We start from the raw sequence: 8,717 nt of genomic DNA, 5'->3' as shown, positions 1-8,717 counted from the left end.
CGCGCCGCCGCCCTCGCCGGCCAGGGCGCGGTGGGCGAAGCCGGCCGCGGCGGCGAGCGAGAGCAGCAGCAGCCCGGTGCGCGCCACGTCGGGCAGGTCGCGGGCGGCGGTCGCCGCCGCGCCCGCCGCCATCGGCGCCAGCGCGCACAGCAGGTCCCGCTCGCGCCCCAGGGCGAGCAGCACGGTCGCGGCGGCCAGATAGCCGCCCTGCCCGGCGGCGAAGGCGGCCGCGGGCAGCTCGCCCGGCCCGCTCGCGGCCAGTGCCACCAGGGCGCTCAGCACCGCCCCCAGCGGGGCTCCGGTGCGCAGGGCGGCGGCCGCGGCGGGCCGGTCGCCCAGGCCCAGCCACGCGTACGCCCGGTGCGAGAGCCCCTGGTTCCAGACCCAGCCGGTGACGGCCCCGGCGAGCAGCGGGACCGTACCGGCGGGCAGGCCGAAGCCGTCCGGCGGACCGGTCAGCAGCGGCCCGCCCAGGACGTACGCCAGTCCCGGCAGGGCGAAGACCAGGCCGCGCAGCAGACAGGCGCCCAGCGTGGTGTGCCAGGGGTCGGCGGCCGGGCCGGCGGGAGGCGGGTAGCGGCGCTCCACGCGCGCGTAGAGGTCCTCGGCGAGCTCGAAGGAGTCATGGCGGCCGTAGGCCGTGCGGATGTGGGCGTCGGTCATCCCGTCGGACTCCAGGATGGCCGCGACCTCGTCCGGGTGGACGGCGGCCGCTATCAACTCCTCCAGCCGGTCGGCCAGTTCCTCGACGGGGTCGGCGGCGGCGCCGTGCGGACGCTGGCGCGGGATGAAGGGCAGGGTGTCCTGCCCCTCCCTGCCCAGCCAGAGCGAGCCGCTCACCAGACGGATCCGTCCGAGGCCAGCTCCCGGTGCCAGGGGTCGGTGAGTTCGAGCGTCCAGTCGTCCAGGTCGCGGGGCGCCTCGGCGCGCGGCTCGGGGGCGGGCGCGTACAGCGGTACGGGCTCGGTGGCCGCGGCGAGCTCCAGATAGATCCGGCGGAAGCCGTCCACGGAGCGGCGGAGCGTGAACTGGTCGACGACCCGGCTGCGGGCCAGCGCGCCCAGTTCGGCGCGCCGTTCGTGGTCGCGCAGCAGCGAGAGGGTGGCCTCGGCCATCAGCGCGGGCTCGCGCGGCGGCACCACGAGCCCCGCGTCCCCGACGGCCTCGCGCACCCCGCCCACGTCCGTGGACACCGTGGCGCGGCCGCAGGACATCGCCTCTATCAGCGAGAAGGGGAAGCCCTCGCTGATGCTGGAGAGCATCACCACGCTCCCCGCCGCATAGGCGCTCGCGACCTCGCTGATCCGGCCCTCGTAGCTGATCCCGTCGCTCACGCCGAGTTCGGCGGCGAGCTTCTCCAGCTTGGTGCGGTAGTCGGCGTTGCCCGCCGGGACGGGGCCGAACAGCCGCAGCCGCACCTCCGGCAGCTCCGCCCTGACCATGGCGTACGCCCGGATCAGGGTCTCCAGGTCCTTGATGGGGTCGATCCGCCCGCACCAGCTGAGGGTGGGGACGGCGGGGTCGGGGCCGGCGTGCGGGAAGAGGGTGGGGTCGACGCCGTTGTAGACCGTTCTGATGCGGTCGGCCGGCGCCCCGCCGCGCTCCTCCCAGCGGCGGTTGTACTGGTTGCACGGGGTGATGAGGTCCGCCTGGCGGTACCCCATCGAGTTGAGCTCGCGGTAGAAGCTGAGGATCACCGACTTCACCGGCCAGCTCTGCTCGCCCGTGCGGTAGCCGAGATAGCGCTCGCGCAGATAGATGCCGTGTTCGGTGAGCAGGAAGGGCACTCCGTCGAAGTGCTGGGCGGCCAGCGCGGGGAGGGTCGCGAGGCCGCTGCTGACCGCGTGCGCCACACAGTCCTGCGGGAGGCGGGCGGACAGCGGGCGCAGTGCGTGTTCGAGCAGGTCGGTGGCGGTCAGGGCGTCGTGCACGGTGGGCCGTGCGGCGGCTGTCCCGAGGTGCGGCATGGTCCAGATCCACATCAGCGAGCGCAGCGCCGCCTCCGAGCGCAGCGCCGCCGACAGCCGCCCGGCCCGGGCCAGCCGCGCCAGGGCGTACAGCCCCTGGGCGAAGTCGCAGCCGGACTCCGGGTCGAGCATCGCGAGCAGGAACCGCTCATAGACGTCTATGAAACGGCGCCGCTCCTTGCCGAGGAGTGGCCGCCGGCCCTGCACCGGCCCCCACAGGGGGAACGCCGTGTGCCGGTACACGTTGGGCGGCAGCTCCCAGGTGACGGGCTCGCGGCCGCTGCCGGTGAGGGCCAGGACGTTGAAGTCGACCTCCGGCATCCCGCGCACGAGCTGGTCGCACCACGTGCTCACCCCTCCGTGTATGTGCGGATAGGTGCCTTCCGTGAGCATGGTCACATGACGGCCACTGCTCGGCATTGGTGTCCCCCCTGGACAGCGAATGTCAGTCGGCTGGTCAGGCCGGAAGCTTCAGCGTGATCGCCGTCTGGAGCGGTCCGGGTGAGGACCAGGCGGAGCGCTGACCCGCGTACGGCGTGCCGAACGCGGTGGTACCGAGGAGCTGTTGCTGCTGGGTGCCCTCGGGTGCGGTGACGGGTGCCACCACGCCCGACGGCGCCTGCACGGTGACGGTGGTGCCGACGCGGTACGCGGTGACCTTGCCGTCGGCGACCGCCTTGGCCCACGCGTCCTGGCGGGCGAGTTCGGTGCCGATGTCGCGCTGGCGCAGGTTGACGACGGGCGCGCTGTCCGCGAACAGGGCGCGGTAGTCGCCGAGCACCCGGTCGAGGACCGGGTAGAGGATCCGCTCCTCGGCGAGGTTGGACTGGTGGACGTAGTGCGGCCGCGGGTCGTTGCCGAGCACATGGCGCAGTGCGGTGGCCGCCTCCTGGGGAACGATGTGGGACCCGTAGCCGGTGGCGGTGTCCAGCGGCGCGGGCAGGCAGGTGGACGTCGGGTTGTCCTCGCAGATCCCGCTGCCGCCGTCCGCCCTGGCGGTGTAGATCCAGTTGTACTCGTCGGTCATCTCGGCCGCCGTGCCGACGTTGTAGTACACGTTCATCGGGTAGCGGGGCACGGTGAGGGCCTTGCCGACGGGGCGCTGCTGGGGTTCGCGCGAGTTGTCGCTCCCGGTCCACTTGACCCCGGCGTCCATGAGGCCGGCGGCCAGGTTGGGGTTGTCCTGGGGCTGCTGCGGCAGGGTCTTCAGACCGGAGTGCTCACCGGTGACCAGTTCGGTGCGGTCGACCGGAAGGCCCTTCTGCACGCCCCACTGGTAGTTGTTGTCGATCTGGCCCGCGATGTCGCCGCGGCTCACCCACTTGGTGCTGCCGTCGGCGTTCTTGGCGCAGGTCCACGGCACGGTGGTGGTGTCCTGGACACAGCCGAGGAACTCGTGCGTGTAGGTGTGGTTCTCCCAGCGGAACTTCGCCCGGTCGGCGAGGAGCTGGGTGGTGAGCGCGTCGGTGCCGCCGTGCTCGGCCTTCCACTCCTCGCCGGAGCCCGCGTTGTACAGCAGGTCGAGGGTGAAGCCGCTGGCCTGCTCCCACTGGGCGGCGTACTGCGCGTCGGCGGCCGTCATCCGGATGTCGTCCGTCCCGCTGCCTCCCCCGACGCAGTCGAGGTCGCCGGGCGTGCAGTTGCCCGTGCTGTCCCAGCGGGCGTCCGGCGCGAGGACGTCGTCGACGTGGACCGCGAAGTAGTTGCGGCTCTGCCCCAGGTGTACGCCCTGGGTCAGCCACTCGACCATGCCCCGGGCCAGCGCCTTGAACTGCTCCTGGTACTGGTTGTAGGCGAAGGTGACGACCAGTTCGCTGCGTCCGTCGTGGGTGTAGGCCCCGACCAGGGAGCCGCCGGTGGGCGCGGTGAGATAGCTGGTGTAGCCCTCCCGGGGGTGGGCCGCGTAGCCGTAGCTCTCCGACACCGAGGCCGAGTTGTCCTCGAAGAGGACCGTTCCGTCCAGGTAGCCGAACGGCCCCTTCAGGCCGTCGGCGGTGACCTGGGTCCGCGCGCCGTCGAGCACCCCGGCCCAACCGCCGTTCTGGTCCGTGTAGTCGAGCCCGACCTCGGGGTGGGCCCAGGTGTAGGCGTCGATCTGGCGGATGCCGAAGGTCTTCTCGTACGCCGTGAGCGCGGTCTGCTCGGGGGCGTCGGCGGAGCCGAACGGGATCTCGTTGGGCGCGACGACGCCCTGGAACTTGGCGCGCGGCCGCCCGTTCACGGTGTCGCTGAGGAACGCCGCGTCGACCGTGGGCCGGCCCGCGTCGCCCAGCTTCACCGTCCGGTACGGCAGTCCGATACTCCTGAGCTGGGCGGCCAGCGCGTCCACCGCGCTGCCCCCGTCGTCCAGGACGAGCACCTTGAGGTCGATGCGCGCGGGCACAGCGGTCGCGGCCCCGGCCGCGGGTATACCGGCGACCAGCAGGCCGGCGGTGAGCAGCGCCGCCGTGGTTCTGCCCGTGCTCGAACGGTTCGCCTTCTTCAACGTTCCCCCCTCATGGGGGCCCTTCCGTATGCGTGCGCGCATGGGAGGACCTGTGGAGATGATGCAAAGGAGCCCCGTGCGCCCTTGCCCGAACGGGCCGAGTGTGACTGAGCTCTCACAGTCTGGCGGGGAAACGTTGAAGAGACACCACGGATGAGTGAATTGCCGCCGCCGTGATCGAAGCGCAGCGGCGCGCGTACGCTCGTATCCGCGCCCAACTCGGCCGAATTACGATGCGCCGGGGCACAGCCGACCCATCCCTCGGCTCGGAAACTCAACGGAAGAGAGACTTCACCACCGTGACTGCTCTGACTCTCAGCACTGCCGGTGCCGCGACGCTGCGCGCCGACGCCGTGGTCGTCGGCATCGCCAAGGGCACCGGGCCCAAGGGGGGTCTGGTCGTCGCGCCGGGCGCCGAGGCCGTGGACAAGGCGTTCGGCGGCAAGCTCGCCGGCGTTCTGGAGACCCTGGGTGCCTCGGGTGCCGAGGGCGAGGCGACCAAGGTGCCGTCGCCGTCCGGCCTGAAGGCGCCGGTCGTGCTGGCCGTCGGACTCGGCACGGCTCCGGCGAAGGACGAGGCGTTCGCCACCGAGGTGCTGCGCTCCGCCGCCGGTTCCGCGGCCCGTGCGCTCACCGGCACCAAGAAGGCCGCGTTCGCGCTGCCCGTGGAGGCGGCCGAGGACGTGGCGGCCATCGCGGAGGGCGCGCTGCTCGGTGCGTACGCCTTCACCGCGTACCAGGACGGCGGCAAGGGGGCGAAGGCGCCACTGGCCGAAATCGCCTTGATCGGCGCCAAGCCGCGTGACAAGGCTCACAAGGCCGCCGCCGAGCGCGCCATCGCGCTGGCCGCGGAGCTGAACCGCGCCCGCGACCTGGTGAACACCCCGCCCAACGACCTCTACCCCGAATCCTTCGCCGCGGTCGCCACCGCGGCCGGCAAGGAGCACGGCGTCAAGGTCCAGGTACTCGACGAGAAGGCGCTCACCAAGGGCGGCTACGGCGGCATCCTCGGCGTCGGCGTCGGCTCCGCCAACGGCCCCCGTCTGGTCCGCATCGGCTACACCCACCCGCAGGCGGCGAAGACCCTCGCCTTCGTCGGCAAGGGCATCACCTACGACTCGGGCGGCATCTCGCTGAAGCCGGCCGGCCACAACGAGACGATGAAGTGCGACATGGCCGGCGCCGCCGCCGTCTTCGCCGCCGTCGTCACGGCCGCCCGCCTCGGTCTGAAGGTGAACGTCACCGGCTGGCTGGCGCTCGCCGAGAACATGCCCTCCGGCACCGCCACCCGCCCGGGCGACGTGCTGCGCATGTACAGCGGCAAGACCGTCGAGGTCCTCAACACCGACGCCGAGGGCCGGCTGGTGCTGGCCGACGCGCTGGCCAAGGCCTCCGAGGAGAAGCCGGACGCGATCGTCGACGTGGCGACCCTGACCGGCGCCATGATGATGGCGCTCGGCAGCCGCACCTTCGGTGTGATGGCCAACGACGACGCCTTCCGCACCGCCGTCCACGAGACGGCCGAGGAGGCCGGCGAGCAGTCCTGGCCGATGCCGCTCCCCGCCGACCTGCGCAAGGGCATGGACTCCCCGACCGCCGACATCGCCAACATGGGCGAGCGGATGGGCGGCGGCCTGGTGGCCGGTCTGTTCCTGAAGGAGTTCGTGGGCGAGGGCATCACCTGGGCCCACCTGGACATCGCGGGCCCGGCCTACAACGAGGGCGCCCCGTTCGGCTACACCCCCAAGGGCGGCACCGGCTCCGCGGTGCGCACCCTGGTCCGTCTGGCCGAGCGCACCGCCGACGGCGAGCTGGGCTGACACCGGATGACTCGGACGGCCTCGGGCATACGCCCGAGGCCGTCCGTGTTCCTCCCCCGTATCCGTCCGGATTCCGCTCTGGACGAAATCCGGAGGTACGCACCCGTCGATCGCCCTCCCGCGAGGACGATCGCGTGTCTCAGAGCCCGGCCCCGCGTCCCGCCTTCCGGCAACAAGTGCGAAGATGGGTTCTCGGCAGGACAGGGCCCCCACCACAGGGCCGACGAAGACAGCGGCCGAACACCAGCCGCCGCCCGGTCCCGGGACCGGCGCCCGGCGCACATGCATGGAGGACGTGACGTGGCGAACGACGCCAGCACCGTTTTCGACCTAGTGATCCTCGGCGGTGGCAGTGGCGGCTACGCCGCGGCCCTGCGCGGAGCGCAGCTGGGCCTGGACGTCGCACTGATCGAGAAGAACAAGCTCGGCGGCACCTGCCTGCACAACGGCTGCATCCCGACCAAGGCCCTGCTGCACGCCGGTGAGATCGCCGACCAGGCGCGCGAGGCCGAGCAGTTCGGTGTCAAGGCCACCTTCGAGGGCATCGACATCGCGGCCGTCCACAAGTACAAGGACGACGTGATCTCGGGCCTCTACAAGGGCCTCCAGGGTCTGGTCGCCTCCCGCAAGGTGACGTACATCGAGGGCGAGGGCAAGCTCTCCTCCGCCACCTCGGTCGACGTCAACGGGCAGCGCGTCCAGGGCCGCCACGTCCTCCTGGCGACCGGCTCCGTGCCGAAGTCGCTGCCGGGCCTGGAGATCGACGGCAACCGGATCATCTCCTCGGACCACGCGCTGACCCTGGACCGCGTCCCGCAGTCCGCGATCATCCTGGGCGGCGGCGTCATCGGCGTCGAGTTCGCCTCGGCGTGGAAGTCCTTCGGCACCGACGTCACCGTCGTCGAGGGCCTCAAGCACCTCGTCCCGGCCGAGGACGAGAACTCCTCCAAGCTTCTCGAGCGCGCGTTCCGCAAGCGCGGCATCAAGTTCAACCTGGGCACCTTCTTCCAGAAGGCCGAGTACACCCAGAACGGCGTCAAGGTCACGCTGGCCGACGGCAAGGAGTTCGAGGCCGAGGTCCTCCTCGTCGCCATCGGCCGCGGCCCGGTCTCGCAGGGCCTCGGTTACGAGGAGCAGGGCGTCGCGATGGACCGCGGCTACGTCCTGGTCGACGAGTACATGCGCACCAACGTGCCGACCATCTCGGCCGTCGGTGACCTCGTCCCGACCCTCCAGCTCGCGCACGTCGGCTTCGCCGAGGGCATCCTGGTGGCGGAGCGGCTGGCCGGTCTCAAGACCGTGCCGATCGACTACGACGGTGTGCCGCGCGTGACGTACTGCCACCCCGAGGTCGCCTCCGTCGGCATCTCCGAGGCCAAGGCCAAGGAGATCTACGGCGCGGACAAGGTCGTCGCTCTGAAGTACAACCTCGCGGGCAACGGCAAGAGCAAGATCCTCAAGACCGCGGGCGAGATCAAGCTCGTCCAGGTCAAGGACGGTGCCGTGGTCGGCGTCCACATGGTCGGTGACCGTATGGGCGAGCAGGTCGGCGAGGCCCAGCTGATCTACAACTGGGAGGCTCTGCCGGCCGAGGTCGCGCAGCTCATCCACGCGCACCCGACGCAGAACGAGGCCCTCGGCGAGGCGCACCTGGCGCTGGCCGGCAAGCCGCTGCACTCCCACGACTAATTGCCCTCGGGCGCGACGACCACTTCCGCAATTCTGTAAGGAGAAACTGAAACCATGTCGGTTTCCGTAACCCTTCCGGCGCTCGGCGAGAGCGTCACCGAGGGCACCGTCACCCGCTGGCTGAAGGCCGAGGGCGAGCGCGTCGAGGCCGACGAGCCGTTGCTCGAGGTCTCGACCGACAAGGTCGACACCGAGATCCCGGCCCCGGCCTCCGGCATCCTGGCCTCCATCAAGGTGGCCGAGGACGAGACCGTCGAGGTCGGCGCCGAGCTGGCGATCATCGACGACGGCAGCGGCGCTCCGGCCGCCGCCGAGGCCCCGGCCCAGGCCGAGGCCCCCGCCGCCCCGGCGCAGGAGGCCCCGCAGGCCACGCCCTCCACCGAGGCGCAGGCCCCCGCCCCCGCCCCCACGGCCGAGGCCGCTTCCGGCGGTGGCTCCGCCGAGGGCACCGACGTCGTCCTGCCCGCGCTCGGCGAGTCCGTCACCGAGGGCACCGTCACCCGCTGGCTGAAGCAGGTCGGCGAGGAGGTCGCCGAGGACGAGCCGCTCCTCGAGGTCTCCACCGACAAGGTCGACACCGAGATCCCCGCCCCGGTCGCCGGTGTGCTCCTGGAGATCGTCGTCGGCGAGGACGAGACCGCCGAGGTCGGCGCCAAGCTGGCCGTCATCGGCGCCGCCGGTGCCGCGCCCGCCGCTCCCGCCCAGGCCGCCCCGGCTCCGGCCGCGGCCCCCGCCCCGGCTCCCGCGCAGCCCGCC

Annotated in this window: 5 protein-coding genes and 1 pseudogene; 3 read left to right on the top strand and 3 right to left on the bottom strand. The window is 72.1% G+C overall.

Annotated features, from left to right (window positions below; translation table 11 throughout):
- From ABD236_RS07215 to ABD236_RS07205, 3 genes and pseudogenes are all read right to left on the bottom strand, one after another.
- Positions 1 to 840, bottom strand: a pseudogene (locus tag ABD236_RS07215) (hypothetical protein); the annotation flags it as partial.
- Positions 837 to 2,387, bottom strand: a complete 1,551-nt coding sequence (gene pelF / locus ABD236_RS07210; protein WP_344071451.1) for a GT4 family glycosyltransferase PelF — start codon at positions 2,385 to 2,387, stop codon at positions 837 to 839. The gene pelF and the pseudogene ABD236_RS07215, both read right to left, overlap by 4 nt.
- 37 nt (positions 2,388 to 2,424) lie before the next feature.
- Positions 2,425 to 4,494 carry a hypothetical protein gene (locus ABD236_RS07205; protein WP_425543830.1) on the bottom strand — a complete coding sequence of 690 codons (2,070 nt, stop codon included), beginning with the start codon at positions 4,492 to 4,494 and terminating at the stop codon, positions 2,425 to 2,427.
- A 257-nt stretch (positions 4,495 to 4,751) separates the two neighbouring features.
- On the opposite strand from ABD236_RS07205, the gene ABD236_RS07200 reads away from it, so the two are divergent.
- The 3 genes from ABD236_RS07200 to ABD236_RS07190 all read left to right on the top strand — a co-directional run.
- Positions 4,752 to 6,272, top strand: a complete 1,521-nt coding sequence (locus ABD236_RS07200; RefSeq protein WP_344071447.1) for a leucyl aminopeptidase — start codon at positions 4,752 to 4,754, stop codon at positions 6,270 to 6,272.
- 300 nt (positions 6,273 to 6,572) lie between these two features.
- Positions 6,573 to 7,961, top strand: coding sequence for a dihydrolipoyl dehydrogenase (gene lpdA / locus ABD236_RS07195; protein ID WP_344071445.1), 1,389 nt, complete (start codon positions 6,573 to 6,575; stop codon positions 7,959 to 7,961).
- A 54-nt stretch (positions 7,962 to 8,015) separates the two neighbouring features.
- Positions 8,016 to 8,717: biotin/lipoyl-containing protein (locus tag ABD236_RS07190; RefSeq protein WP_344071443.1), on the top strand; the 702-nt coding region annotated here is incomplete at its 3' end.

The sequence above is a fragment of the Streptomyces crystallinus genome (assembly GCF_039521265.1).
In the GTDB taxonomy this organism is placed as follows: domain Bacteria; phylum Actinomycetota; class Actinomycetes; order Streptomycetales; family Streptomycetaceae; genus Streptomyces; species Streptomyces crystallinus.
This window is presented reverse-complemented; position numbering and strand designations above follow the sequence as displayed.

Excerpts from the sequence above, each read along its gene's own strand:
- pelF (WP_344071451.1), bottom strand. The coding sequence starts at position 2,387 with ATGCCGAGCAGTGGCCGTCATGTGACCATGCTCACGGAAGGCACCTAT.
- ABD236_RS07205 (WP_425543830.1), bottom strand. The coding sequence starts at position 4,494 with ATGCGCGCACGCATACGGAAGGGCCCCCATGAGGGGGGAACGTTGAAG.